Raw genomic sequence first — 25,929 nt, forward strand, 5'->3', positions numbered from 1 at the left:
GGAGAAGCCCAAGCGATTGGGCTTCTCCGCACAATGCTTTACCTACCAACCCGTCAGCCACGACCAAAGTCTCATAGCGAAAGCCGCAGTATCTGCTAATGTTGGAAATGCGAGTAGCGTCGCAACCCCATTTCAGAAACGTCACGGGTTTCGGGTTGAAGTGACGAAATGCGGCATAGCCATTAAATACTTCTGAAATTCCCGGACGGAATTCGCTGCTGCAAGGCGATTTCCGACCGAATTCGCTGCAACTTGGCTCGATAAGCTCAAAGGCATACTACAGTATGGTGAGGGGAATATTCCTCCCGCCAAAAACGAGCCGGCCCATGGGCACCCTGCTAACCCGCATCAGCATCAGCCGCAAAATCTCCGCCATCGTCATCTTGATGGCGTTGATCGCGTCCGTAATCGGCACCATCGGCTTCCTCGCGATCCAGACCTTCGGCGGCAGGGTCGATGACATCCAGATCCGCTCGCAGCGGGCGCTGCTCGCCGAACAGGTCAGCAGCCTGATCTACAAGACGGTGATGGACAGCCGCGGCCTCTATGCCGTCAAGTCGAAGGACGACGCCCAGCTGTTCAGCAAGGGGATCAGGGAGTCGACTGAATCGATCGGCAAGCGGATGGCGGAGTGGGAACGTCTGCTGACGCCCGACCGCAAGGCCGACTTCCAGAAGATGGTGGCCAGCGCCAACGAGTTCGTCGCCATCCGCAACGAGGTCGCCCGGCTCGGCGTCGAAGTCTCTCCGGAGGCGGCGCAGAAGCACGGCGACACACCGGAAAGCCGGGCCAGCCGCACCGCGCTGGGCAAGTCCCTGGAGGCGGCGGCACAGCGGAACATCGACAGCATCCAGCAGGCGAACGACGAACTCGACGCCTTCAGCACCCACATGATCACCCTGATGCTTGTCGTCGGCATCGGCGGCATCGGCCTGGCGGTCGTGGTCAGCGTCGCCGTGTCGCGCTCCGGCATCGTCAAGCCGATCACCGGCATCACCGGGACGATGTCCCGCCTCGCGGATGGCGACCTGTCGGTCGAGGTGGCCGGCAAGGACCGTGACGACGAGATCGGCGGCATGGCCCGCGCTGTCGAGGTCTTCCGCCAGAACGCGCTTGACCGTGCCCGCATGGCGGCGGCCGAGGAGGCGGAACGGCTGGACAAGGAGCGGCGCACCGCCGCGGTGGAACGGCTGGTCGCCGGCTTCGACAGCAGCATGTCGGGCATCCTGCGCACCGTGAGCGCCGCCGCCACTGAACTGGACGCCACTGCACAGAGCATGTCTCACACCGCCGAACAGACCAACAGCCAGGCCGCCAGCACGGCCGCCGCCGCGGAGCAGGCCTCGGTCAACGTGCAGACGGTGGCGTCGGCGACCGACGAACTGACGGCGTCGATCTCGGAAATCAGCGCGCAGGTTTCGCGCTCCACCACCATCGCTGCCCAGGCGGTCAGCGAGGCGGACGCGACCAACCGGCAGGTCCAGGGGCTGGTCGAGGCGGCCCAGCGCATCGGCGACGTGGTGAAGCTGATCACCGACATCGCCAGCCAGACCAACCTTCTGGCACTGAACGCCACCATCGAGGCGGCCCGTGCCGGCGAGGCCGGCAAGGGCTTCGCCGTGGTGGCCAGCGAAGTAAAGAATCTCGCCACCCAGACCGCCAAGGCGACGGAAGAGATTGCCGGCCAGATCCAGGCGATGCAGCAGGCGACCGGCGAAGCCGCAAACGCCATCACCGGGATCGGCGGCACCATCACCACGATCAACGATATCGCCACCTCCATCGCGTCGGCCATCGAGGAACAGGGGGCCGCGACCGGCGAGATCGCCCGCAACGTCCAGGAGGCGGCGCGGGGAACCGAGGTGGTGACGGCGAACATCGCCGAGGTCAGCCAGGGCGCCACCCAGACCGGCAGTGCGGCGACCCAGGTGCTGGGGGCCGCGGGCCAACTGTCGCGGCAATCCGAACAGATGAAGATCGAGGTCGAACGCTTCCTGGCCGGTATCCGCGCGGCGTGAGGGCATTGCAGAGGACGGGAGAATGTGCCCGCATCCTCCACCGCCGATGGGACAGGTGAGTAAAAACGCGAACTTCCAGTCTTGAAAAAAGGGCAGCTTCGGCTGCCCTTCCGCTTCGGGAAATGGAACGGTCGGAGCGGCCGCCCAATGCCTCTGCGGTTGCATATCCCTGAGCAGTTTTTTCCCGGAGACTGCGCCATTGCATGGGGCATCTGTCCCAACCCATAGTCTGCCGGGGGATTATCCTTTTCGCATATTTATTACGTCGAATTGCTCTCGAGCGCCTGCCGGCCGATAGAACAGGGCGCCGGAGCTTGTGGGTCCGGCGGGACGAGGGAGAGTCGAGTGGCGGAACATCGGTTGACGTCTGAGCTGTCGGACCGGAGCGAGGACCGGTATCGCGCTCTGTTCAACGCTCTGGACGACGGGTTCTGCATCATCGAGTTCAGCGAGGATGCCGACGGCAACCTCACCGATTACATCCACATCGAGGCCAACGACGGGTACGAACGCCAGACCGGCATCCGCAACATCGTCGGCATGGCGGTGCGCGATCTGGCGCCGGCCGAGGCGGATGGCTGGATCGAGCTGTACGGCAATGTCCTGCGCACCGGCGAGCCCATCCGATTCGAGCGCCATTTTGCACTGGTGGATCGTTACATCGAGGTGTCGGCGGCAAGGCTGGAACCGGCCAGCCTGCGCCAGGTCTCCGTCCTGTTCCGCAACATCACCGCGCGGCGCCACGCGGAAGAGGCGTTGCGCGTCAGCGAGGCGCTGGCGCGGGAGAATGTGCAGCGCGTCCAGCTGGCACTGGCGGCCGGCGCCATCATCGGCACCTGGAATTGGGACCTGCCCGCCAATCGTTTCACAGTGGACAAGCCGTTCGCCGAATCCTTCGGTCTCGACCCCTCGCTGGGCCGCGACGGGCTCAGCCTGGAGCAGGTGGTCACCAGCGTCCACCCGGACGACAAGCCGGGGCTGCTCGCTGCCATCCAGGAGGTCATCGCCCGCGGCGGCGCCTATGCCCATCAGTATCGGGTCAAGCGGTCGGACGGGAACTATTACTGGATCGAGGCGAACGGACGGGTCGAGCACGGGCCCGACGGCACGCCATTGAGTTTCCCCGGCGTGCTGCTGGACGTCGAGGAGCGCCGCGCGGTTGAGGCCGAGCGCGACAGGGCGACGGCGGCGCTGCGCGCGCTGAACGAAACGCTGGAACAGCGCGTCGCCGAACGCACCGCCGAACTGATGCGCGCCGAGGAGCAGCTGCGCCAGTCGCAGAAGATGGAAGCGGTCGGACAGCTGACCGGCGGGTTGGCGCACGACTTCAACAACTTGCTGGCCGGCATCTCGGGCGCCCTGGAACGCATTGCCGCCCGCGTCGATCAGGGCCGCGTAAACGAGCTGGACAAGTTCATCATCGCCGCCCAGGGCGCGGTGCGGCGTGCGGCGGCGCTGACCCACCGGCTGCTCGCCTTCTCCCGCCAGCAGACCCTGGCACCGAAGGCGGTCAACATGAACCGGCTGGTCGGCGGCATGCTGGATCTCGTCCAGCGCACGGTGGGACCGGGCATCCAGGTGGAGATGGTCGGCATGTCCGGGCTGTGGGCGACGATGGTCGATCCCTCCCAATTGGAAAACTCGCTGCTGAACCTCTGCATCAACGCGCGCGACGCCATGCCGAAGGGCGGCCGGATCACCATCGAGACCGGCAACCGCTGGATCGACCATGAAGGGGCGCGGCAGCAGGACATGCAGCCCGGCCAGTATGTCTCGCTCTGCGTGTCGGACAACGGTACCGGCATGACGCCGGACGTGATCGAGAAGGCCTTCGACCCCTTCTTCACCACCAAGCCCATCGGCCAGGGGACCGGGCTGGGTCTGTCGATGATCTATGGTTTCGCCAAGCAGTCGGGCGGGCATGTGAAGATCTATTCGGAGGTCGGCGAGGGCACCATGGTGTGCCTGTATCTGCCCCGCCACCGCGGCGAAGCGGAAGAGGAGGAGATGCGCGAGGAGCCGGCCACGACCCTGCCGGCACGGCAGGGCGAGACCGTTCTGGTGGTGGACGACGAGCCGAGCCTGCGCCTGATGGTGATGGACCTGTTGAGCGACCTGGGTTATGCGGCAATCGAGGCGGCGGACGGTGCAGCCGGCCTGCGGGTTCTGCAATCGGGCGCGCGCATCGATCTGGTGGTGACCGATGTCGGCCTGCCCGGCGGCATGAACGGCCGCCAGATGATCGATCTCGCCCGCGTCGGCCGCCCGAAGCTGAAGACGCTGTTCATCACCGGCTTCGCCGAGAACGCGCTGCTGAACAACGGCCAGCTCGAACCCGGCATGTCGGTGCTGACCAAGCCCTTCGCCATGGATGTGCTGGCGGCGCGGATCCGGGAACTGATCGCGGGGTGAGGCTGCCGGACAGTCAAACCGGAAGCGTGTGGTTTCCCTCAACCATGGAGCGATTGCGACCACCGCGCTTTGCGGCGTAAAGCGCATGGTCGGCATTGTTCAAGATATCGCTCACCGAAGCCGAGTCTCTGTGTGAGCAGGCGATTCCAATGCTGACCGTTAACGAGACCGTCCGCCCCTCCCCTGCATCGATGCATGTCCTCGATACCGCCTGCCGCATGTCTTCGGCCAGGGAGAGAGCCCCGTTCACATCGGTTTCGGGAAGAAAGACGGCAAACTCCTCGCCACCGATCCGGGCGAATGTGTCCGTCTCGCGCAGACGCGTCTTGATTGTATTGGCAAGGGCCACGAGCACCGCATCGCCGACACCATGGCCATGCGTGTCGTTGATTGCCTTGAAGTGATCGACATCAAGAATCAGCAGGCTGAAAATTCTCCTGTAACGCCGATGCCGGATCAATTCGGCATCGGCTACGGTCATGAAACGGCGTCGATTGGCGATTCGGCAAAGCGGATCGGTTTCAGACAGGACAACCAGTTCCTCTTCCCTCATTTTCAGGCACGCGTGCGCAACCGCCAATTCATCATGGGCAGTCCGCAATTCGGCGTTCATCGTCTGCTCGATTACATATTCATGCAGGACCGCGCGTATCGCCAAGGCGGACGCCAGGGACGCCAGCGCCAACAGGAACGTCCCGGCGCCGACGATCAGATAGGCGGTCGACAGCGCTTGATCCGACCGGGCGAATGCCGCTTCCTTATCGAAAAGTGCGACGGCGACCAATCCATAGTCGCGAAGCTTCTGGTAGCCTACGAAGCGCTGAACCCCGTCGACGGGACTTTCTGCCTCGTACACGCCGGCGTCGGGAGCAAGTGCGCTCATGTAAGGGCGCGAACCGATCACGGTGCCGAAATATTGCTCCTGGTAGATTCCCCCAACCACCCTGGACAGGATCGCTCCGTCGTACCGCGACAAGCCGATCGCGTCTCTTTCTCCGAGCAGGACGCTGTTTGAAAAATTCGCGAGATAGGAAGGATCGACGGACAGAACGATCACCCCATCGAATTCCCCTTGTTTGTTGATGATCTTGCGGGTGAATTGGATCGACCATTTACGGGACACACGCCCGAGAACCGGCTTGCTAATGTACAGAAAGTCGCGCTTGTCCTCCAGATGGATCCGAAAATGCTCTCTGTCAGACAAGTCAATCGGCTCGGTAACTTTACTCAAGTTTGAAAATATCAGGAACCCGTTTTTGTTCACTACCGAAACCTGAAATAGATATTCTGGCATAATGATGGAAGATGCGCTCTTTACGATCGAATCCAGAGGAGCATGCCCCTCTCTATATTCGCTTAATATTATCTGAGATGTCTGATCGATTTTCTGGATGATCCTGAGCACATACTCACTATACGCCTTCGACGTCATGAGGACGTTGCTCTCAGCCATCTTCTGATCAAGATTCCGGTAATCCCTGACATTGTCGAAGGTGATAATACACAAAGATGACGCCGAAAAAACGAAGGCAATCGCAATCACGGAGATCCATACCCTCAGATGGAAACGAGCTTTCCCTCTCGCCGGCAAGATTTTTCCTCTCTAGAAAATCAATCAATCACATCTTATTAATATTTATGGAATCAGGTGCGTTTCAATAAGGGAGGTCACCAATTTTATTTATATAATTCTCATGAAAACATACTCTGGATACATTTTCATTCATGCTTTGAATTTTTTGTTTTTCGATGCAGGTAATTTTCCACCCGGCCATGCCCTGCATCTACATCCAAAGACTGAAATCAGATCATTGTTCTTTAATGAATTTCAACCTCGCGAACGTCGCGCTTCAGTTCTTCCAAGCATCCGACCGGCATAGGAAGCACGTCGCTGCCTGAATTTCCTCAACAGCGGCCGTCCGCAAAATCAGAGAACGGGCTAACCGTCGAACCGCACCGGAAAACGCAGCACGAACCGCGTTCCCGTCCCGCCGTCATCCTCCAGCGAGATGCTGCCGCGCATCGTGCCGGTCATGATGTTGGCGCAGATGCTGAGGCCCAGCCCGCTGGCGCCCATGCCGCGCTTGGTGGTGAAGAAGGGCTCGAAAATGCGGGGGCGGTTCTCGGCGGGGATGCCCTTGCCGTCGTCGGCATAATGCATCTCGATCCAGCCGGACGGCTGTTCGCGGGCGGTGAGCAGGATGCGGCCGGTCTCGCCCTCGTCATAGGCATGGACCAGGGCATTGATGATCAGGTTCGACAGCACCTGCGCGAAGGAGCCGGGATAGCCGTCGACGATCAGGCCGGCGGGAATGTCGAGGTCGACCGTCACGCGGGTCCGGCGCAGGCGGGGCCTCAGGCTCAGCAGCACCTCGTCGACATAGGCGGCGAGGTCGAAGGGGCGGCGCTCGCCGCTCGCCTGGTCGGAGGCGACCTGCTTGAAGCTCTGGATCAGGCCGGTGGCGCGCTCGACGTTCGACAGGATCATCCGCGTCGATTCCCAGGCGACGTCCAGGAAATCCTGGAAATCGCTGCGGCGGATGCGGTTCTCCTCGAACAGGGCGCGGATGCGGCCGACCTCCTCGCCCAGATGGGAAATGGCGGTCAGGGTGACGCCGATGGGCGTGTTCACCTCATGCGCGACGCCGGCGACCAGTTGGGCCAGCGAAGACAGCTTCTCCGCCTGGATCAGGCTGGCCTGGGCATCGCGCAGTTCGGCCTCCGCCCGCTTGCGCGCGGTGATGTCCAGCGCCACCGTGACGATGTGGGTGACCTCGCCCCCCTCGTCGGTCAGCGGCATCTTGGTGGTCAGCCAATCGCGCATCGCGCCGTCGCCGTCGGGGGCGCGGTCCTCGTGGAAAGGAACGCCCTGGCTGCTGTCCACCACCAGCCGGTCGAGCGCCGTTGCACGCTCGCTCGCAGGGCCGGGAGGCGGGGCGGCGGCGGGACCGTAGGTCTCGCGGTAGAAACGGTTGGTCAGCCGGACCGTGCCGTCGCGATCCTTCACGTCGATCAGCGCCGGGATGGCGTCAATCACCCCGGTCAGGATTTCGCGGCTCTGGCGCAGCGCCTCATCGGCGATGACGCGGTCGGTGATGTCGGTGAAGGTCCGCACCTGCCCGCCGTCCGGCAACGGCACCACCCGCACCTCGATGAAGCGGCCGTCACCCTGGGGGCGGGCATAGACGAACTCCTGCTCAGGCCGCCCCAGACGGTCCATCAGATAGCGGGTCTTGGCGTCCAGATCGTGGCCGAAATCGGGGGCTCCCACCGGCATGGCGACCAGACCCGAAGCGATCTGATGGCGCACGATGTCGGACAGCGCCGGCTTGCCGCACATCACCTCCTCCGACACGCCGAGGATGTCCAGCGCATGGCGGTTCCAGGCAATGTAGTGCAGGTCGCGGTCCAGCAGGACGATGCCCTGCCCCATATTCTCCAGCGTCAGACGCAGCATGTGGCGCTGCGTCGCAAGGTCATCCTCCGCCCGGCGGCGCTCGGTCACGTCGGAATAGGTGCGGACGAATCCGCCGGCGGAGGTCCGGCGGGTCCGCACCTCCAGCACGCGGCCGTCGGGGCGGCGATGCTCATAGAGCGGCGGATCGGCCCGGCGCGTCCGTTCAAGATGACCGGCCGCGAGGACATCGGGGTCGCCCGGTCCATACTCGCCGCGGCGGGCGAGGTAATGGACCATGCGGGCATAGTCGTCGCCCGGCATATAGCCCGTCGGCACGTCGAACATCTCGTAGAGCCGGGGGTTGATCACGCGAACCCGGAGGTCGGGATCGACCAGCATCACGCCCTGGTCCATCTGGTCCAGCGCAAGCACCGCAAGATCGTCGCCGGCAACGGGTTCCTGTCCGGGCAAATCAACCGCAGGTGAATGGTTCGTCGGGAGGTCGGGGATCCGGGCTGGCAAGGTCGGCGCGCCATCCATCGTTACGCGTGTCCACAATCGAACGTCCCACTGTAACAGCCACGGCCCATCCTGCCGAGCCTTCGTCTGCATCACCGCATCACAACCACGCAACATTTATGGGACATTTTAAGTATTTCGGAACCTTTGCCGCACTAGCCTGTTTCGGGTGGCGACAGGTTTGTGCAAGATCGTCCGATGAGCGATACTATGCCGCCCTGCATTCCGCTCACCCCGCGTTTCCTGCTCCCGTGAGGTAACCGCCCCTTGTCCGGATTGGCCGCCCTTCCCGCACCGACCAGCGCGATGCCCAGTTCGGGCCTTGCGAAGCTGCGTCAGATGCTGGCGAGCGATGCTGCGGCGGTCCAGCCGATCCGGCGCGTCTCTGGTGATGAGGAACGCAAGCGCGGCAAAGAGGGCACCGAGGCGACCGGCGACGCCCTGCAGGGCAGCGGCCGCGCCGACGGAGAGTCGACGGCGACACGGGCGCGGAAGGCTGCCGGTTCGTCCGGTGGGTTTGCCATCGGCGGTGCGGCGGAGGAATCCAGCCCGGTCAATGGCGGCCCGGTTCCGCTGAACGCTCTTCCCAACGCCGGCTATGTCGCCCAGAGCATCCATCAGGAGGCCATGGGCAGCGGCCTGACCATCGAACCCTGGTCCGAAGCCATCGACGCCTACCGCCGCGCCGATGCCGGGGTCAACACGCCGATGGTCACCCAGATCGCGGTGTGAACGCCCCTCTCCCAAGGCGGGAGAGGGAAATCCACGCGCCCCTCAGTCGTCGCCGCCCGCCGGCATCGGGCCATGGGGAATGTCCGCCTTGCGGCCGCGGAACAGGTTGCTCATGAAGTGACCGAAATCCTCCATGTAGAGGTAGAGCGACGGCGTGATGTAGAGCGTCAGAACCTGCGACACGCACAGCCCGCCGACGACGGCGAGCCCCAGCGGCTGGCGTAGTTCCGCTGCCGCGCCATGGGCGATGGCGATGGGCAGGGTGCCCATGATCGCCGCCATCGTCGTCATGATGATCGGGCGGAAGCGCAGCAGGCAGGCCTGCTCGATGGCGTCGCGCGCCGACATGCCGTTGCGCCGGGCATCCACCGCGAAGTCGATCATCATGATCGCGTTCTTCTTAACGATGCCGATCAGCATCAGGATGCCGATGATGGCGATGACGCTGAGTTCGACATCGAACAGCATCAGCGTGGCCAGCGCGCCGATGGCCGCCGACGGCAGGCCGGACAGGATGGTCAGCGGGTGGATGAAGCTCTCGTACAGCACGCCCAGCACGATGTAGATCACCAGCACCGCCGCGGAGAGCAGCAGCGCCTGACCGGCCTGGGCATCCTGGAACACCTGGGCGGTGCCGGCGAAGCCGGTGGTGATGGTGGGCGGCAGCCCCATCTCCCGCTCCGACGCGCGGATCAGGTCGACCGCCTGCCCCAGCGAGGCGCCGGGCGCCAGGTTGAAGGACAGGGTGACGGCCGGAAGCTGTCCCTGGTGCGCCACTGCCAGCGGGCCGGCGGTGCGCTCCACCCGCGCGAAGGCGTCGAGCGGAACCAGCTTGCTGGTGGTGGTGGAGCGGACATAGATGCGCGACAGCGAACTGTCGTCGCCCTGGTATTTCGGCTCCAGTTCGATCAGCACCTGATAGTCGTTGCTGGGGGTATAGATGGTCGAGACCTGCCGCTGGCCGAAGGCGCTGTACAGGGTCGAGCGCACCTGATCGACGCCGAGGCCCAGCGTCGCCGCCTTCTCGCGGTCGATGTGGACGTAGGCCTGCGGGTTGTTGAGCTGAAGGTCGCTGGTCACGTCCTGCAGGATGGGGATGCCGCGCAGCGTCTGTTCCAGACGGCCCGACCACTGGTACAACTCGTCGAGGTCGAGGCCCTGGATTGTGTACTGGTAGAGGCTCTTCGACGCGCGGCCGCCGATGCGCAGGTTCTGCACCGGCTGCATGTAGACCGCCATGCCGGGGATGCCGTTGACCTGCCGACGAATCTGCTGGATCACCTCGGTCGCCGACGGACGCTCGTCACGCGGTTTCAGGGTGATGAACATGCGGCCCTGGTTGCCAGTGCTGCCGCCGACGCCGACGGAGGAGATGACGTCGACAACCGCCGGATTGGCCTTGATGATGGCGGCGACCTGCTGCTGCCGCTCCGCCATCGACGGGAAGGCAATGTCAGCCCGCGCCTCGGTCGTCACCTGGATCTGGCCGATGTCCTCGGTCGGGAAGAAGCCCTTCGGGATCGCCTGGTAGAGCAGCGCCGTGCCGATGACGGTGCCGATCATCACCAGCCCCATCAGCGGGCGGTGGCGCAGGGTCCAGCGCAGCGTGCGGGCATAGCCGTTCAGCACCGCGGAGAAGCCGCCCTCCAGCATGCGGCCGAACCAGCCCTCCTTCTGGTCATGGGCATGGGTGAGGAAGCGCGAGCACATCATCGGCGTCAGCGTCAGCGACACGAAGGCCGAGGCGCCGATGGACATGGTGACGACCAGGGCGAACTCGTGGAACAGCCGCCCGACCACGCCGCCCATCAGCAGGATCGGGATGAAGACCGCGACCAGCGACAGGGTGATCGACAGGATGGTGAAGCCGATCTCGCGCGAGCCCTTGATGGCGGCCTCGAACGGCTTCATTCCCTCTTCGACGTAGCGGACGATGTTCTCCATCATGACGATGGCGTCGTCGACCACGAGGCCGACCGCCAGCGTCAGCGCCATCAGCGAGATGTTGTCGACTGAGAAGCCCAGCAGATGCATGCCGCCGGCCGTCGCGATCAGCGAGATCGGCACGGCCAGCGCCGGGATCAGCGTCGCCGACAGCCGGCGCAGGAACAGGAAGATCACCATGACGACCAGCACGATGGTCAGGCCCAGCGTGAACTGCACGTCCTCCACCGCCTGACGGATCGATTCGGAGCGGTCGTTGACCACCTGGATGGCGGCGGCGGCGGGAAGCTGGGTCTGGAAGACCGGCACCAGTTCGCGCACGCGGTCGACCACGTCGACGGTGTTGGCGTCGGGCTGGCGCTGGACCGCCAGCATGATGCTGCGGGTGCCGTTCAGCCAGCTGGCGGTGCGGTCGTTCTCGACGCTGTCCAGCACCTGCGCCACGTCGCCCAGGCGGACGGGCGCGCTGTTCCGGTAGGCGACGATCAGCTGGCGGAAGGCGGCGGCGTCGGGAAGCTGCGGGTTGGCGGCGATGACCAGCTGCTGCTGCTGGCCGGTCAGGGTGCCGACCGGCGTGTTGGCGTTGGCGGCGGCCAGCGCCTTCTGCAACTCGTCGATGCCGATGCCGCGCAGGGCCAGGGCGTTGGGGTTGACCTGCACCCGCACCGCGTATTTCTGCGAGCCGTAGATCTGCACCTGGGCGACGCCCGGCAGGGTGGCGACCTTGGGCTGGATCAGCGTTTCGGCGATGTCGTTCAGCTGCGCCAGCGGCAGGGTCGGCGAGTTCAGCGACAGGAACAGGATCGGCTGGTCGGCCGGGTTGACCTTGCGGTAGCTGGGCGGGGTCGTCATCTCCGCCGGCAGTCGGCGCTGGGTGCGGGCGATGGCCGCCTGCACGTCTGCCGCCGCCGCGTCGATGTCGCGTTCCAGCACGAACTGGATGGTGATGCTGGTGTTGCCGAGCGTGCTGTTCGACGTGATGGTGTCGATGCCGGCGATTGTCGAGAACTCGCGCTCCAGCGGGCTGGCGACCGACGCCGCCATGGTCTCCGGCGAGGCGCCCGGCAGGGTGGCGGTGACGCTGACCACCGGGAAATCGACCCGCGGCAGCGCCGCGGTGGGCAGCTGGCGGTAGGCCGCCAGACCGCTGAGAACCAGGGCCGCCGTCAGGAGAATGGTCATCACCGGACGGCGGATGCAGAGTTCGGAGAGGTTCACGTGGCACCCCCGGTGCTCTTGCCCTCGGCGGACTGGCCGCTGGCCGCCCCGTTGGTTGCCGTGCTGCGGGCGGCGTCCTGGGTGGCGGAACCCTGCTGGCGTCCGCCCTCGGCGGTCTCGCCGCCGCCAGGAGAGCCGGCTGGGGCGGCGGGCTTGCCGCCGGCCTTCTCGGTGATCTTCGCGCCGGGGAACAGGCGCGACTGGCCATCGACCACCACCCGCTCGCCCGCCTTCAGGCCGGAGGCGACGACGCTGAGGCCGCCATGGCTGCGCTCGACGGTGACCGGGCGGACCTCGACCGTTTCGTCGGCCTTGACGACATAGACGAAGCGGCCCTTCTGCCCGGTCTGGACGGCAAGGTCGGCGACGGTCAGGGCGTTCTGCTCAACGCGCAGCGTCAGGACGGTGTCGACGAACTGGCCGGGCCACAGGCGGGTGTCGGCGTTCGGAAACTCGCCCTTCACCAGGATGGTGCCGGTTTGCTGGTCGACCTGGCTGTCGACGAAGGACAGCTTGCCTTCCGCCTTATCGCCCCCCGGATTTTGGCCATGGCCGCCGGCGATGGTGGCGGTCACGGGAAGCGAGCCGCTGGCCATCGCGGCGCGGATCGCCGGCAGATGCTTTTCCGGGACGTTGAAGGAGACGTTGATCGGGCGCAGCTGTGTCAGGGTGACCAGCGGGTTGGTGTCGGCGGCGCGGACCATGGTGCCGACCTTGGCGGCGACGGTGCCGGTGCGGCCGTCCATCGGGGCGGCGATTCGGGTGAAGCTGAGCGAGACCTTCGCCGCCTCGATCGCCGCGAGGTCGGCCTTGACCGTCCCCTCCAGCGCGTCGGCGGTGGCGACCGCGGCGTCATAGGTGGTGCGGGAGATGGCGCTGGTCCGCACCAGCTCCGCATAGCGCTTCACGTCGCCCTTGGCCTTTTCCAGATTGGCGCGGTCGCGCTCCAGATTGGCCTGGGCCTGACGCAGCTGGGCGTCGAGCGACCGGCTGTCCAGGGTGAAGAGCGTATCGCCGGTCTTCACCTCCTGCCCTTCGGTGAAGTTGACGGTTTCTACCGCGCTGTCGACGCGGGCCTTGATGGCGATGGCGGCGATGGGCTGGACGCTGCCGATGGTGACGATCTGTTCGGGCACCGCCTGAGCCGCCACCGTCTGCGTCACCACGGGAACCGCCCGGCCGGCACCGGCCGGAGCCGCCCCCTTGGCTTGCGGCTTCTGGCCGTCCGCAGCCGTCCTGCCATCCGCCCCGGCATTGTGGGTCGCATACCAATAGTACCCGCCGCCGCCGATCACAGCGGCCAGCAGCAGGACCAGGAAAAACCGTCTCATCCGATGGGACTCCAAACGCCGGAGCCAGGGGCCGGCACAGGCTTAGATAAAGGGGGGCAGATTGGTGATGCCGGACATCAGGATATCGATGACGGAGCGCTCCAGCGCCTCACGCGGGCGTTCGCCCAGCTGCATGATGCCGCCGCGGACCATGCCGATGATCAGCAGCGGCACGACCTCCAGGTCGATCTTGCGGAACTCGCCGGACGCCATGCCGTCGGCCAGCACCTGCTGCAACGCGGTGGCGGTGCGCTGGCTGCGGCGGCGCAGGATGCGCCGGGTGCGGTCGGCCAGATCGGACTGGTCGCCGCCCAGCAGCTTCAGCGTCTGCAACTGCTCGCTCAAGGTGTCGACCAGGGCCGAGACCATGGCGGACAGCCGGACCGACGCCGGCACCTGCTGCGGCGCCAGTTCGGCGTTCAGCTTGTGCTCCAGCCCGCCAAGCGCGCGTTCCAGCGATTCCAGATAAAGCTCTTCCTTGGAGGGGAAGTAGCGATAGAGCGTGGCCTTGCCCACGCCCGCCCGTTTCGCCACCTCTTCCACCTGGACCGAGGCATAATCGCGGCCGGCGAAAAGCTCCGCCGCGGCATTGAGGATCACCTCGCGCCGCCGAGCGCGCCAGTCGGGTATCTCTTCCGCATCAAGAGGCATGAATGGAACTCACGGGTTTCAAAAACTGACGATAGTCGAGATCCTTAGAGTGTCAAGGAACCTGTTTCCAATAAAAATGAATTCGGCGTCATGTGGTGGAACTGTTTCCTTTCCATGACCGGATCGGGCGGATTGACGGCCCCGAGACCGTAAAAAAGCGCGAAGCCCGACCTGCCCAGGGGGGAATTACCTGGGAGGCCGGGCTTCGCGCCCATTCAATCCAAAGCGGTGACGGGAGGCGTCAGCTCCGCGTGGTGGGGGTGCGGCCGATGCCGGTCGAGCCGGTCACGCCGGTGGTCGAGCCTGCCATCGAACCGGTGCCCGCCGATGCGCCGGCCGGGCCGCCGCTGGTTCCGGCGCCGACGCCGGCAGCAGTGCCGGCGCTGGTGGTGTCGGAACCCTGGAGGCCGCCTGTCGTCCCGCCCATCGACGACGAGGTGCCGCCGGGGGTTGAGCCGGTGCCACCGGCATTCGCCATCGCCGAGGCGCCGGCGCCGGTCGAACTGCCCCAGTTGGAACCACCCTGGCTTCCGGCCTGAACACGGACGCGCAGGTTGTTCTGCACATGCGACACGCCGGAGACGGACTCGGCAACATCTTCTGCCCGGCGCTTGGTGTTGCGGTCGGGGACCATGCCGGTCAGCGTCACCTCGCCGCCACTGACCGCCACCTCGATGTCGGAGGCGTCGATGTAGGCATCGTCGGTCAGCCGGTCGCTGACATCCTCGCGCACACGCTCGTCGGACCGGCTGTAGCCCCGCGGGCCACGGCCGCGATGCTGGGAGGCACGCGCTTGGTCCTCGTGCCGGCGGCGTTCCGCGTCGTCATCGCCGAACCAGGAGGCGATCTCGTCGCCGGCCTGTTCCCAGAAGCCGCGCTGTTCGCCCCGGGAGCGACTGCGGTAATTGTCGCGCTCATAGCCTGCGCCATAGCTGGTGGCGGAACTGCCGCCGAGATCGCGCCGGCTCCAGTCGCCGCGGTTCCAATCGCCACGGTCCCGGCCGGAGTCGTAACCGCCGCCATAACCGCTGGATTGGGGACCGTAAGGGCGGGATCCATAATCGCGGTAGCGCTGGTCGCTGCTTTCGGAGCTGCGGCCGCCGTAATTCCGCTCGCCATAGGGGCGGACGCCATAATCGCGGTCGCGGTAATCGGCGCTGCCGACATCACGGCTGGTGTAGTTGCCTTCGGTTCCGGCGTTGCCGGCCCCGGCATAACCGCCATAGCCGCCGGAGCCCGACCGGCCGCCATAGCCGGCCTCATAGCCGCCGCGGCTCATGTCGCGCCCGCCGCCGAAGTTGCGATCATAGACCCGCTCCATCTCGCGGGAATTGTCGCGGCGGTTGTCTTCGTAATGGGAATCGCGGCCGTAACCGCCCGATTCGTTGCCGACACGTCCGCCATAGCCGGCGTCGCGGTAGTCACGGCCCTGCTCGTCCTGATGGCGGTGGGCCTGGGTGCGATACATGCTCTCGCGCTGTCGGCTGTCTTCCCCGCCCTGGGCGCGGTTCCAGTCCCCTTCCTGTTCACGGCTCCGGTCCTGACCATAGATGCCGGTGCGGCTCGGCCCCTCGCCCCAATCGCGGTGCCGGTTGGGTTCACGGTCCTCGTCGCGCCAGTCGCGGCCCTCGCCACGCCACCGATTCTCGTACTGCGCCATCGTGGTCGGCTCCCTCTTTTCAGGATTCTTGAATGGGCGGGGCGGCGTCACGCATGGCGTCGCCACGCCCGTCTGTCCCGAACAACAGGGGCGGTCAAACGGCGTTCCGGAAATTCAGTGGCCGATCACAGGGAAAAGGGAGAGTTCTGGCACGGGGCTTGCGGAGGGGAGCACGGTTGGTTCCACGCATCACTTACGGCTTCGGCGCTTCATGCACCGAAGCCGTTTTCTTTTGCGCCCTTTTATTGGGCAAAGACTTCAATCTGCTTAATTTGGCAGCGACTGGTCGAGCAGACGGGCAACCGCGGCCCCCAACTCCTCGTTGAGGAAAGGTTTGTATATGATCTCATCCGCATTGAACATGCGGGTCATCTTCAGCAGATAGCCGGCCGGCATGTTGGGCGCACCGCCGGACATGGCGAGGATCTTCACGTCCGGCTGGGTGCTGCGGGCAGCCTTGATCAGTTCGATCCCGTCCACCTCCGGCATCAGCACGTCGGTGACGATCAGGTCGAAACTGCGGCGGTCGAGGGCGCGGATCGCCGCCCGCCCGTTCTCCGCTTCCGTAACGTCGAAACCGCGCCCCTCGAGATATCCGGCGACGGACAGCCGCACGGCCGGCGAATCCTCGACGACCAGGATGTTGGGGCGATTGGCACTTCCCATCATGCACCCGGCTCCTTTTGGGAACCGCCTTATCGAAAAGCCGGCCGCGGCCGGCGGAAGTCTGCGCGCGCCCCTCACCCACCCACTGCCGCAACGGCCGCAGCCGCATCGGCATGGATCTGGAACAGGGACGAAAATCCGCTGACATCGAACATCTCGCGGATATTCGGCGCCATCGCGGACAGGACGATCGAGCCGCGCTTCGCCCGGGCCGCCTTGGCGGCGACCAGCAGGGAGCGAAGCCCGGCCGAACTGATGTAGGCAAGCTGGGCCATATCGACAACAATCCGCGTGCCCTCATCGCCGATAACGGACATCAGAACGCGTTCAAATTCGCCTGTGCTGCCGCTATCGATACGTCCGACCGGGTGCAACACAATGACGCCATTTTCCGTTCGCTCGGCAATGTGCATACCCGGCTCCCGCCATATCCTTCCAGGCCTCCGGTTATAGCATGTCGGCGGAGTGCCGACGATGCCTTCGCAGCGCAGCAGGAACCGCACTTATCGCGCCTCTCCGCCATCGGCAGGCCCAGCGCGTCATAGGCGACCAAGGCCGTCTTGCGAAAGATGTGGGCGAGCAGGTCCCAGTCCTCCGGGTCCAGCAGGCGGACGGCAGCCACCGCGCGCCGCACCGCCATCCAGGGAAATGGCGTCATATGGCGGGGCTGCGGGAGGTGGGACGCTCATGACTCGATGATTTCGGCGAAGTTCAGCAGGCCGATGGGTGGGTAACAGTCGAGAGCCCGCGCGGTGGCCATGTTGATGATGACGGAGAAGCGCTTCAGCGTTTCCACCGGGATGTCCGCCGGGTCGGTCTGGTCGATCAGAATCTGCGCCGCCTTGAAGGCGGTGAAGTGGCCGATGCCGTAGGCGCTGTTGGCCAGCGCCAGCATCGCCTTGTCGGTGCGCACGATCAGTTCGGTCGCCGAGAAGGTCGGCAGCCGCAGGCGCAGCGCTTCGGCCGCGACGACAGAGCGGTTGTGAAAGGCGATGAAGGTGTCGGGGCCGATATACAGCACCTCCGCCCCGCGGCCCGCCACCCGGGCCAGCGCATCGGGAACGGCGGCAGCGACCGGCTCGCCACGGTCGTTCAGCGGCACCGGTTCCTCCACCAGGTCCAACCCGCGCAACGCCATCTCCGCGCGCAGCCCCTCGATGGTGAGGACGGAATTGCGTTCCTGCGGGTTGTAGACGATGCCCAGCCGCCTGATCGGGCGATAGGCAAGAATGGTGCTCAACTGCACTGCGATGGGTGCGATGTGGATGGTGCCGGTGACGTTGCGCCCCGGCCGGCCGAGGTCGGGCACGATCTTCGCGTCCACCGGTGCGGCGACGAAAGTGAAGACCACCGGAATATCGGTGACGTGGCGGCGCGGATCGGCATCGTCGAAGGGACCGACGATGCCACGGGTCTGGGGCGTGCCGAAGCTGTAGACCAGATCGGGGCGGGTGTCCTTGATCTCCTCCACGATGGCCGGCAGGCGGGCGGGATCGCCGCCGGTGTCGCGGATGGTATAATCGACCTTCAGCCCATGGCGGTCCAGATAGTCCTTGAAGCCGTATTCGTTGTCGCTCTCGCCCCGGCCAAGAACCATGGTGATGCGGAAGGCCGGCACCGCCGCCGCGAGGGGAAAGGCCGGCAGCAGCAGACCGCCGGCGGCAAGGCCCAGGAGAGAGCGGCGGCGGATGCCGTGAAATTCGTCTCCGAAACGCCTCATGGTCATGCCTCCTGCGGCCGGACCGCGGGAGCGGCCCTGCCGGGCGCGCCGTCCGGCCTCATGGCACGCCGCCGTCATGAAACGCCGATGCATCAGCCACGAGCCGACCGAAGCTCCATCGTCATCCGCCCGGCGTCCCTTCGCAGGGCGCTACCCCTCAGATGAACCGCGATTCCGGCGGAGCTTGCAAGCGGTTTCCCAGATTATTCTAATATATCAGATCGGCGGCCATCCTGACGGCCTCAGCCGGGCGGCATCGCGTCGGCATGGGCGTTCCGCATGGGGATTTCCTGCATGCGGCGCTGTTCCGGCCGCCATGGTGCCGCATCGTCCTCATCCTCCGCGGCGTCCAAGTCCTGGGACATGTCCGGGCGCAGGTCGGGGAGGACGGTTTGCCGCAGTTCGGCCAGTGCCAACAGCGCGTCGCGGTCACCGGCCGCTGCCGCCGCCTGAAGCCAAAGGGCAGCTTCGGCCGGATCGCGGGCGGCGCCGACTCCCTCACGCAGACACAGGCCAAGGCGGTATTGCGCGGCTGGGTGCCCCTGTTCGGCGGCGGCACGCAGCCAGCGAACCGCTTCGGTCTCGTCACGGTCAATTCCGCGGCCGTCGAGCAGCAGCAGGGCGAGGTTGACCTGGGCGGGAGCGGAGTGCTGGAGCGCGGCAAGCCGGTACCACAGTGCCGCCTTGGCCGGATCGCAGGGCACGCCGGCGCCATGTTCGTGCATGTAGCCCAGATTGTTCTGCGCGCCGACATCGCCCTTGGCGGCGGCGCGGCGATACCAGGAGACCGCCCGGCGCGGGTCGGGCGGTACGCCGATGCCGTTGGCGAGCAGGAAGGCAAGCATGGTCTGCGCCGCGACATGGCCCTGGCGGGCGGCCCGGCGGTACCAGATAACCGAAGCGGCGACATCGGCCGTCCGCACGGCCTCCGCCAGCCGGTATTGCGCGTCGCTGTCGCCCAGTTCGGCCTTCATCCGGGTCCAGAGCGTGGGCGTGGCAAGCATGGGTGTGGCAAGCATGGACATGGCGCCGGCACCTTCGTCGATTGTCCCCCGGGGTTCCGTTCCACCAACACCGCGCGAACCGGCTTTATTCCGGTCGCCGCAGCGTTGTGGCCGAACCCCTTCACCCGAGTTTGTCCCCCTGCCGCCGCCCGTTCAACCTCCCCAGCCGGCGGTCGAGGAATTGTCACGCCGACGCCATCGGTTAAGAATGACCATCCCTTCGCGCCCCCGCGATACCCGGAGGCATAGGGGAAAAAGTGGGGCCGGGAGGCGGAGCGGATGGATGGTGCAGCGGCGAACCGCCTGGAGATGGTCCTGCGCAGCGACCTGTCGGAACTCGGCCGGCTGGCCGCCGCGGTGGAAAGCTTCATCGCGCGCAACCGGTTGTCCCCTGACCTCGCCTTCCGCTTCACGCTCTGCCTCGATGAACTCGTCACCAACATTGTTTCGCATGGCCGCGGCGGTGGCGGCGGGCATGGAATCCGTGTGCGGCTGGAAACCGATGGGCTGGAACTGCGGGCTGAGGTGGAGGACGATGCCGACGCCTTCGATCCCTTCGCCGAGGCCCCTTCGCCGGACCTAGGCGGCGATCTGGAGAGCCGGCGGATCGGCGGGCTGGGCGTTTTTCTGGTCGGCAAATTGATGGACCGCGCCAGCCACCGGCGGGAAGGCGGCCTTAACCTGACGGTGCTCGCCAAGCGCATCGCCTGACGGCCGGCGGCGGAGCGCAACCGAGAAGGGCAGCCTGGGAACAGTCCCGTTTCAAAAAAACTTCATGGAAGCCTTATCCGCCTGGGACTCCGATCCGGGCAACGCCCTGATCGCCAAGTCCCCAATGTTGTCGGGGGCATATAGATGGATTGGCGAACCTTACACGCTTTTCATCAAATGCCGGCGAGTTGCCTTCCATGACAATCCGGCAAAGCAGAGCGTTTCGCTCTGCAACAAACCGACACATGACAAGGGGATCAAATTCTTGCACTATTGTGGATAGCCCCAGGTTGCGGCCGGGACCGACCGTTCGGGTAAGCCGATGCGGACCGGGGCAGGAGCATGGAAGGCGGACGCTAACGTGTGGAGTCGACGCATCATGACAGGGACGCAGTGCCAAGAGGCACGGCTGCGCCTTGGCTGGTCGACACGGATGCTGGCGAACAAGGCTGGCGTTCCGTGGTACGCCGTGATGAACCTCGATTACGGCACGGGTGAAGTCGACCCGGCCATCGTCGACGCGCTCGCCCGAGCCTTCAAGCAGGCGGGGCTGGAGCTGCGGTGACGGAAAGCCCCTCTCCCGGGAAGGGAGAGGGACCGGTCTCCACTCCGCCAACCCGTTCCCTCAGCTCGTTTTCCCGGCCTTGCCCTTCTCCGCCGGACGGTCGATGTGCTTGGCCAATTCGGTATCGGGGGTGATCGGCTTGCCGGTATCGGACACCTCCCTGGCCGCCTCGAGCGGGTCGGCGATGTCGCGGTCGGGCTCGTTGGACAAGATCTTGCCGCTGTCGGGTTTCCGGTCTGCCATGGGATCGCTCCTTCCGTCGGATGGTTCCATCACAACAGGCGGCTGCCGACATTCGTCCCGGATACACTCTGTTACCGAATCCATCACCGCCGGACACAGGCCGGCAACGAAGGTCAGCCATCCTGATCGCCATGGACGCCCCCGGCCGAGACCGGGGAGCGCCGGACGCGATAGGATGGACAGCATGAAAAAGACCCTGCTCGCCGTGGCCGCCGTTATCCTCGCCGTAACCGCGGCGACCGGAACGCCCGCAATGGCCCAGGGATGGCAGCCCGGCCCGGACGACCGCCCGGCCGGCCACCAGTACCCGCAGCCGCAGCAGCCCCGCGGGTACGATCATGGCCCGCGGTACGAGCACCCCGGCCGTCAGCCGGTCCATCGCCCCGGTCCGCCGAAGGCATATGGCTGGCGGGCCGGCGAGCGTCTGCCGCAGGAGTGGCGCGCGCCCCGTCATGTGATCGCACGCCCCGCCGCCTATCACCTGCACCGCCCGCCGCGGGGCCATCGCTGGGTCCGCGCCAACCATGATGCCGTGCTGGTCGTTTCCGCCAGCGGCATCATCGTGGAGATCATGCCCGGCCTGTTCCGCTGACCGGAGCACTCGCCCCTAATCGCCAAAACCCTTCTGCGCCAGGACCAGGAAGATCTTCTCCTCCAGCTGGTCGGGCGTGAAGGGCTTGGCGATGTAGCCGCTGACCTGATGGGCAAGCGCCTTCTTCACCGCATCCAGCGTCGCCAGCGCCGTGACCATCAGGAAAGGCAGGTCGCCGCGGGTCTCGCGCACCTGCTTCAGCAGGTCGAGGCCGCTCAGCCGCGGCATCATCCAGTCGCAGACGATCAGGTCATAGGCCGCACCGTCGGCCTGGAAGCGCTCCAGCGCCTCCTGGCCGTCGGCGGCGGTGACGATGTGGCCGATGCCCAGTTCCTGGAGGACGGAGGTGACGAAGGCTCGCGGCCCGGCCTCGTCATCCACCACCAGGACGCGGTGGGAGGACAGGTCGATGAAGGGCACGCCGACCATGCCCAGCGCCTGCCGCAGCCAGTTGGCACGCGCCAGCCGTTCCTTCGGCCCCGGCGCGTTCAGAAGCACATGGCGGACGAAGCGCGGCCGGTGGCAATGGCGGTAGAGCACGCGGGCCACCGCCAGCCGGCTCTTGCCGGAGCAGAAGGCCCCCTCCCCGGCCAGCCGGACGATGTCGAGAACGGTGTCGGCCGGCGGATCGTCCTTGGCCTGGATCAGCGGGGTCAGCACGCGCTGGGTGCGCAGGAAGGCGTTCTGGATGTCGTCGAGCTGGCCGCCGAGATACTCGCGCTCCTCGTCGGGGAAGGCGCTGGACAGCACGAGGCGCTGAACCTCCGCAAGCCCCTTCAGCTTCTCGTTCCGGTCCTTCCAGCAGTCCAGCAGCCGGCCGGCGAAGTCGCGGCTGTCGAAGAAGCTCTTCAGGTAATCGGCCACCGCCTTGGCTGCGGTGGGTGACAGCGGCATCTTCTGGAGCACGAACAGGATGCGCAGCTTCTGCACGAAGTTGCGGCCACGGGTGATCTCCGGGACCGTGTCCTCGTTGACCAGCAGGGCGGTGCGGCGTTGCAGCGCCGCCTCCGTCCGCGCACCGCCGACATAGGCGCCCTCGCGGTCGCGCAGGCGGGCGGACAGGTCGCTCAGCGCCAGAATCTCGCGCTGCACCGCCTCGATGCCGAACATGTCGCCGGCGCTGGCGATGGTGAAGCAGGCGGGCTTGGCCATCTCGCGGCGGAAGGCGGCGGCCAGCGCGTCGCGCAGGCCCGGCATCGGCACCCGGCGCATCACCGCATCCAGCCGGCGGAACACCGATGGGGCGTCGTCCGCCATTGGCCGGTCGGTGGCGATCAGCGTCACGATCAGGTCGATCAGGGTGGTGAAGGGCGCATCCCGCGCACAGGACGCGGTGCCGGCGTCGCTCAGCAGGATCTCTCCCAGCAGCCGCTCCACCGGCGCCAGCGCGTCGGGATGCTCGGTGGTCTCGGCGAGGTTCAGCAGCGCCTCAGCCTTCTCGGCGAAGTTGCGGCAGACGGCGATATGCTGGGTGACGGCGGCGTCGAGAAGGAAACGGCCGAGGAAGCCGCCGACGGACAGCAGTTCCGCCGCCGTGCCGGGATAATCGGCGGACAGGAAATCGGGCGGCGGATGTTCCTTCACCCGCTCGCGCGTCAGCCGGGCGATCTCGTTGACCAGCGGCGTCATGCCGCCCTTCCGGTCCATCGCCCGCTCGGCCTGCGTCAGGATGGCGACGAAGGTGGCGGTGTTGGACAGCCCGGTCTGGTGGCGCGGGTGGTGCAGCAGCTCCGTGGCGGTCAGCGCGTTCTCGTCGAGGAAGCGGCGGCAGAAGCGGCCAACTCCGTCCCGGCCGGCCGGCGTGTAGAAGTCGGCCGGCTCGCGGCAGGCGGCAGGGGCCGAACCCTCCGCCTCCTCCAGGACCGGTTCCGCAGCGGGGATGTCGTGGCGGGACTCCTCCATCTCCGCCCTCACAGGGCCAGCAGGTCGCGGAGCGCGCCGAGCAGCCGCTCGGGCGCCACCGGCTTCATCACGATCTGCCGCCCCTCCTGCGCCGTCAGCCCGGCCGCCGTCTCGCGCGAGGCGTAGCCGGTCAGGAACAGGATGGGCAGAAGCTGGTTGCGGGTCTCCAATTCGCGGGCAAGCTCCAGCCCGTTCATCCGCGGCATCGACACGTCGCTGACCACCGCATCGAACAGACCGCCGGCCTCGTCATAGCGGGTCAGCGCCTCCTGCCCGTCGGATGCCTCCACCACCGTGCAGCCGGCCTCCTCCAGCACGAGGCGGAGGTAGCGGCGCACCGAGTCCTCGTCATCGACCAGCAGGATGACCGCGCCCTCCCCCTCCGCGACCTGCAGGGGGTCGAGCCCAACCGGCGATGCCGGCGGTTCGATGGCGGGCAGATAGAGCGCGAAGGTGGCACCCTGCCCCTCCTCGCCCTCCAGTTCGACCGAGCCGCCTGACTGCTGCGCCGTGCCGTAGACCATCCACAGGCCGAGTCCTGTGCCCTTCCCCGGTTCCTTGGTGGTGAAGAAGGGCTCCCAGACACGGTCGCGGATCTCCGCCGGCACGCCCGTCCCCTGATCGCTGACGCGGATCGCGACGTAGCGGCCCGGCTTCAGGCCGCGGTGACGCGCAAAGAAGGCGTCGTCCGGCGTCTCCACTGCCAGGGCGATGGTCAGGGTTCCGCCATGGGGCATGGCATCGCGCCCGTTGAGCGCGAGGTTCAGCAGAGCCTGGTTCAGCGTCACCGGGTTGACCAGCGCGTGCGCGCTTTCGTCATCGGCCGAAATCGTCACGTCGATGCCGGCGCTGAGCAGGGGTTTCAGGAAGACGCGCAGGTCGCGCACCAGCGGAGCGACGGCGACCACCTCGCGCTCGTCGGTCACCCGGCGATGGGAGAAGTCCAAGAGCTGCGCAGTCAGCGCCGCCGCCCGCTCGGACGCCTTGGCGATCTCCTGCACGCAGGTCAGAACGCGGTCGGGATCGGCCGGATTGCGCTCCGCCAGCCGGGCGAAGCCGCCGATGGCGGTCAGCATGTTGTTGAATTCATGGGCGATGCCACCGGCCATGCGCCCCACCGCCTCCATCTTCTGGGCGCGCTGAAGCTCGCCCTCCACCCGGCGGCGGTCGGTGATGTCGTTCAGCACCAGCAGCACCGCCGGCCCGCCGCCATAGACGGCCTGACTGGCCGCGACCTCCAGCCGGCGGCGTTCGCCGGTCGGGCGCAGGGCGTCGCATTCCAGCCGGCGCTCCTCCCCCTCGGCAGCGGCGGCGAGCGTCGCGGCCAGCGCCTCGCCCCCCGTCCCATCGTTTTCCAGAAATCCGGCCAGCAATTGGCCTTCCAGCGCATATGCCGCGGTGCCGAGGATCGCCGCGGCGGCCCCGTTGGCGAAGCGGATGGCGGCGCGGTCCCAGATGACGATGCCGTAGGGGGCCAGCTCGACGAGCTGGCGGTAGCGCAGCTCGCTCTCGCGCAGGGCGCCGACGGTCTGTTCCAACCGGGCGGTCTGGCCGGCCAGCTCCTCTTCCCGCGTCTTCAACTCGGTGATGTCCATCAGGATCTTCACCACGCCGCCGGTGCCGGTGGCATGCTCGCTGATGCGGTACCAGCGCCCGTCGGACAGCCGGCCGTCGACCGGGGTGGAGTGCTGGAGATGACGGGTCAGCCGCTGCTCCACCCAGGCGCCGATGTCGCCGCCGCCCTCGTAGCCGCCACGCTCGGCGGCGGCGTGCAGAATCTCGGAGAAGCTGCGGCCGGGGGTCAGCATGTCGGCGATGGTGGGATAGGCGCGGCGATACTGCTCGTTGCAGATCAGCAGCCGGCCGTCGGCGCTGAACAGCACGAATCCTTCCGACACGCTGTCGATGGCGTCATGCACCACCGCCTGCATGAAGCGCGCCTCCACCAGAGCCAGTGTCTCGGCGGTGGCATCGACACCGCAGCCGCGATAGCCGCGGAAGCGCCCGTCGGCCCCGCGCACCGGTACGGCGCTGAGCCGCAGCACGAGGTCGCGCCCATCCACCCCCTCAAAGCTCACCTCGAGATCGCGGAAGGACCGGCCGGCCTCGATGTCGGTACGGTATTCCGCCCAGGTCGCCTCGTCGGTGACCAGAAGCCCGAGGTCGAGAAGGGAATCGCCGAACACCGTCCGCGGATCGCAGCCGAGCAGCGTGGTAAGCCCGCCCGACAGCGAGAGATAGCGATGGTCCGACCCGGTTTCCCAGAACCAGCCGGGCGTCACGGCGGAGAAGTCGCGGAAGCGGTCGCGCAGCACCTCCAGCTCGTCCGTTGCGCGACGCAGAGCGGCGTCGGAGCGTGCCAGAGCGGTGGCGGTGGCTCCGGCACGCCGGGCGCTCCACAGGGCCAGACCGCCGGCGGCGGCCAGCGCGGCGGCGACCGGCCAGCCGACCTGCCCGCCCGCAGACAGCGCGGCCAGGGCGCCGATGCCGGTCAGCCCGGCCAGCAGGCCGGGAAACGAGGCGGAAAGACCCGACGGACCGGACACCGGTCTGGCGGCACCCCCGGTGGGATGCGGTCGGTCGGTGCCTGCAACGTCCACGGGGCCTCCGTCGGTCCGAAAGGGTGGCGGAAGAGTAGTTGTCC

At 66.5% G+C, this 25,929-nt stretch carries 19 protein-coding genes; 6 read left to right on the forward strand and 13 right to left on the reverse strand.

Annotation, left to right across the window (positions count from 1 at the left end; all coding sequences use genetic code 11):
- Nucleotides 1–326: 326 nt before the first annotated feature.
- Together ACWPN8_RS10170 and ACWPN8_RS10175 are read left to right on the forward strand one after the other, a co-directional pair.
- Complete coding sequence (locus ACWPN8_RS10170) at nt 327–2,018, forward strand: methyl-accepting chemotaxis protein (RefSeq protein ID WP_492240693.1); 1,692 nt, start codon at nt 327–329, stop codon at nt 2,016–2,018.
- 360 nt (nt 2,019–2,378) lie between these two features.
- Nucleotides 2,379–4,430 (forward strand): ATP-binding protein, encoded by a 2,052-nt coding sequence (locus ACWPN8_RS10175; RefSeq protein WP_492240695.1) that lies wholly within the window; start codon nt 2,379–2,381, stop codon nt 4,428–4,430.
- A gap of 13 nt (nt 4,431–4,443) precedes the next feature.
- Here the strand turns inward: ACWPN8_RS10175 and ACWPN8_RS10180 are convergent, their stop codons facing one another.
- Entirely contained in the window at nt 4,444–5,973 is a 1,530-nt protein-coding gene (locus tag ACWPN8_RS10180; protein ID WP_492240696.1) for a sensor domain-containing diguanylate cyclase, read from the reverse strand.
- Between the two features lie 396 nt (nt 5,974–6,369).
- Complete coding sequence (locus tag ACWPN8_RS10185; RefSeq protein ID WP_492240697.1) at nt 6,370–8,259, reverse strand: PAS-domain containing protein; 1,890 nt, start codon at nt 8,257–8,259, stop codon at nt 6,370–6,372.
- 393 nt (nt 8,260–8,652) lie between these two features.
- Between ACWPN8_RS10185 and ACWPN8_RS10190 the strand changes: the two genes are divergently transcribed.
- A complete protein-coding gene (locus ACWPN8_RS10190; protein WP_492240698.1) occupies nt 8,653–9,078 on the forward strand; it encodes a hypothetical protein in 426 nt (141 codons plus the stop codon).
- 42 nt (nt 9,079–9,120) lie between these two features.
- Here the strand turns inward: ACWPN8_RS10190 and ACWPN8_RS10195 are convergent, their stop codons facing one another.
- The 8 genes from ACWPN8_RS10195 to ACWPN8_RS10230 all read right to left on the reverse strand — a co-directional run bounded on the left by ACWPN8_RS10195 (nt 9,121) and on the right by ACWPN8_RS10230 (nt 19,293).
- Nucleotides 9,121–12,240, reverse strand: a complete 3,120-nt coding sequence (locus ACWPN8_RS10195; protein WP_492240699.1) for an efflux RND transporter permease subunit — start codon at nt 12,238–12,240, stop codon at nt 9,121–9,123.
- Nucleotides 12,237–13,571 (reverse strand): efflux RND transporter periplasmic adaptor subunit, encoded by a 1,335-nt coding sequence (locus ACWPN8_RS10200; protein ID WP_492240701.1) that lies wholly within the window; start codon nt 13,569–13,571, stop codon nt 12,237–12,239. Before ACWPN8_RS10200 ends, ACWPN8_RS10195 begins: the two co-directional genes overlap by 4 nt.
- A 42-nt stretch (nt 13,572–13,613) precedes the next feature.
- Complete coding sequence (locus tag ACWPN8_RS10205) at nt 13,614–14,222, reverse strand: TetR/AcrR family transcriptional regulator (protein ID WP_098739613.1); 609 nt, start codon at nt 14,220–14,222, stop codon at nt 13,614–13,616.
- Between the two features lie 241 nt (nt 14,223–14,463).
- Nucleotides 14,464–15,882, reverse strand: coding sequence for a BON domain-containing protein (locus tag ACWPN8_RS10210; protein ID WP_492240703.1), 1,419 nt, complete (start codon nt 15,880–15,882; stop codon nt 14,464–14,466).
- 267 nt (nt 15,883–16,149) lie between these two features.
- Complete coding sequence (locus ACWPN8_RS10215) at nt 16,150–16,551, reverse strand: response regulator (RefSeq protein ID WP_098739611.1); 402 nt, start codon at nt 16,549–16,551, stop codon at nt 16,150–16,152.
- A gap of 71 nt (nt 16,552–16,622) precedes the next feature.
- Nucleotides 16,623–16,961, reverse strand: coding sequence for an STAS domain-containing protein (locus ACWPN8_RS10220; protein ID WP_492240704.1), 339 nt, complete (start codon nt 16,959–16,961; stop codon nt 16,623–16,625).
- A gap of 272 nt (nt 16,962–17,233) precedes the next feature.
- Complete coding sequence (locus ACWPN8_RS10225; RefSeq protein ID WP_492240706.1) at nt 17,234–18,268, reverse strand: ABC transporter substrate-binding protein; 1,035 nt, start codon at nt 18,266–18,268, stop codon at nt 17,234–17,236.
- A gap of 242 nt (nt 18,269–18,510) precedes the next feature.
- Entirely contained in the window at nt 18,511–19,293 is a 783-nt protein-coding gene (locus ACWPN8_RS10230; protein ID WP_492240707.1) for a tetratricopeptide repeat protein, read from the reverse strand.
- A gap of 258 nt (nt 19,294–19,551) precedes the next feature.
- On the opposite strand from ACWPN8_RS10230, the gene ACWPN8_RS10235 reads away from it, so the two are divergent.
- Nucleotides 19,552–19,983 (forward strand): ATP-binding protein, encoded by a 432-nt coding sequence (locus ACWPN8_RS10235; protein ID WP_492240708.1) that lies wholly within the window; start codon nt 19,552–19,554, stop codon nt 19,981–19,983.
- Between the two features lie 379 nt (nt 19,984–20,362).
- On the forward strand, nt 20,363–20,548 hold the full coding sequence (locus tag ACWPN8_RS10240; RefSeq protein WP_143273396.1) for a hypothetical protein: 186 nt from the start codon (nt 20,363–20,365) through the stop codon (nt 20,546–20,548).
- Between the two features lie 60 nt (nt 20,549–20,608).
- Here ACWPN8_RS10240 and ACWPN8_RS10245 read toward each other — a convergent pair whose 3' ends face one another.
- Nucleotides 20,609–20,791 carry a hypothetical protein gene (locus ACWPN8_RS10245; RefSeq protein ID WP_492240709.1) on the reverse strand — a complete coding sequence of 61 codons (183 nt, stop codon included), beginning with the start codon at nt 20,789–20,791 and terminating at the stop codon, nt 20,609–20,611.
- A 184-nt stretch (nt 20,792–20,975) separates the two neighbouring features.
- Here ACWPN8_RS10245 and ACWPN8_RS10250 point away from each other — a divergent pair, with 184 nt between their 5' ends.
- Nucleotides 20,976–21,383 (forward strand): RcnB family protein, encoded by a 408-nt coding sequence (locus tag ACWPN8_RS10250; protein WP_492240710.1) that lies wholly within the window; start codon nt 20,976–20,978, stop codon nt 21,381–21,383.
- A 15-nt stretch (nt 21,384–21,398) separates the two neighbouring features.
- Here the strand turns inward: ACWPN8_RS10250 and ACWPN8_RS10255 are convergent, their stop codons facing one another.
- Nucleotides 21,399–23,285 carry a response regulator gene (locus tag ACWPN8_RS10255; RefSeq protein ID WP_109096842.1) on the reverse strand — a complete coding sequence of 629 codons (1,887 nt, stop codon included), beginning with the start codon at nt 23,283–23,285 and terminating at the stop codon, nt 21,399–21,401.
- 8 nt (nt 23,286–23,293) lie between these two features.
- On the reverse strand, nt 23,294–25,885 hold the full coding sequence (locus ACWPN8_RS10260; protein WP_492240711.1) for a response regulator: 2,592 nt from the start codon (nt 25,883–25,885) through the stop codon (nt 23,294–23,296).
- Nucleotides 25,886–25,929 lie beyond the last annotated feature (44 nt).

The organism is Azospirillum sp. UENF 112521, assembly GCF_058780665.1.

Excerpts from the sequence above, each read along its gene's own strand:
- ACWPN8_RS10170 (WP_492240693.1), top strand. The coding sequence starts at position 327 with ATGGGCACCCTGCTAACCCGCATCAGCATCAGCCGCAAAATCTCCGCC.
- ACWPN8_RS10245 (WP_492240709.1), bottom strand. The coding sequence starts at position 20,791 with ATGGCAGACCGGAAACCCGACAGCGGCAAGATCTTGTCCAACGAGCCC.
- ACWPN8_RS10220 (WP_492240704.1), bottom strand. The coding sequence starts at position 16,961 with ATGCACATTGCCGAGCGAACGGAAAATGGCGTCATTGTGTTGCACCCG.
- ACWPN8_RS10210 (WP_492240703.1), bottom strand. The coding sequence starts at position 15,882 with ATGGCGCAGTACGAGAATCGGTGGCGTGGCGAGGGCCGCGACTGGCGC.
- ACWPN8_RS10230 (WP_492240707.1), bottom strand. The coding sequence starts at position 19,293 with ATGTCCATGCTTGCCACACCCATGCTTGCCACGCCCACGCTCTGGACC.
- ACWPN8_RS10240 (WP_143273396.1), top strand. The coding sequence starts at position 20,363 with ATGACAGGGACGCAGTGCCAAGAGGCACGGCTGCGCCTTGGCTGGTCG.
- ACWPN8_RS10200 (WP_492240701.1), bottom strand. The coding sequence starts at position 13,571 with ATGAGACGGTTTTTCCTGGTCCTGCTGCTGGCCGCTGTGATCGGCGGC.
- ACWPN8_RS10205 (WP_098739613.1), bottom strand. The coding sequence starts at position 14,222 with ATGCCTCTTGATGCGGAAGAGATACCCGACTGGCGCGCTCGGCGGCGC.
- ACWPN8_RS10250 (WP_492240710.1), top strand. The coding sequence starts at position 20,976 with ATGAAAAAGACCCTGCTCGCCGTGGCCGCCGTTATCCTCGCCGTAACC.
- ACWPN8_RS10235 (WP_492240708.1), top strand. The coding sequence starts at position 19,552 with ATGGATGGTGCAGCGGCGAACCGCCTGGAGATGGTCCTGCGCAGCGAC.
- ACWPN8_RS10190 (WP_492240698.1), top strand. The coding sequence starts at position 8,653 with ATGCCCAGTTCGGGCCTTGCGAAGCTGCGTCAGATGCTGGCGAGCGAT.
- ACWPN8_RS10225 (WP_492240706.1), bottom strand. The coding sequence starts at position 18,268 with ATGAGGCGTTTCGGAGACGAATTTCACGGCATCCGCCGCCGCTCTCTC.
- ACWPN8_RS10215 (WP_098739611.1), bottom strand. The coding sequence starts at position 16,551 with ATGATGGGAAGTGCCAATCGCCCCAACATCCTGGTCGTCGAGGATTCG.
- ACWPN8_RS10255 (WP_109096842.1), bottom strand. The coding sequence starts at position 23,285 with ATGGAGGAGTCCCGCCACGACATCCCCGCTGCGGAACCGGTCCTGGAG.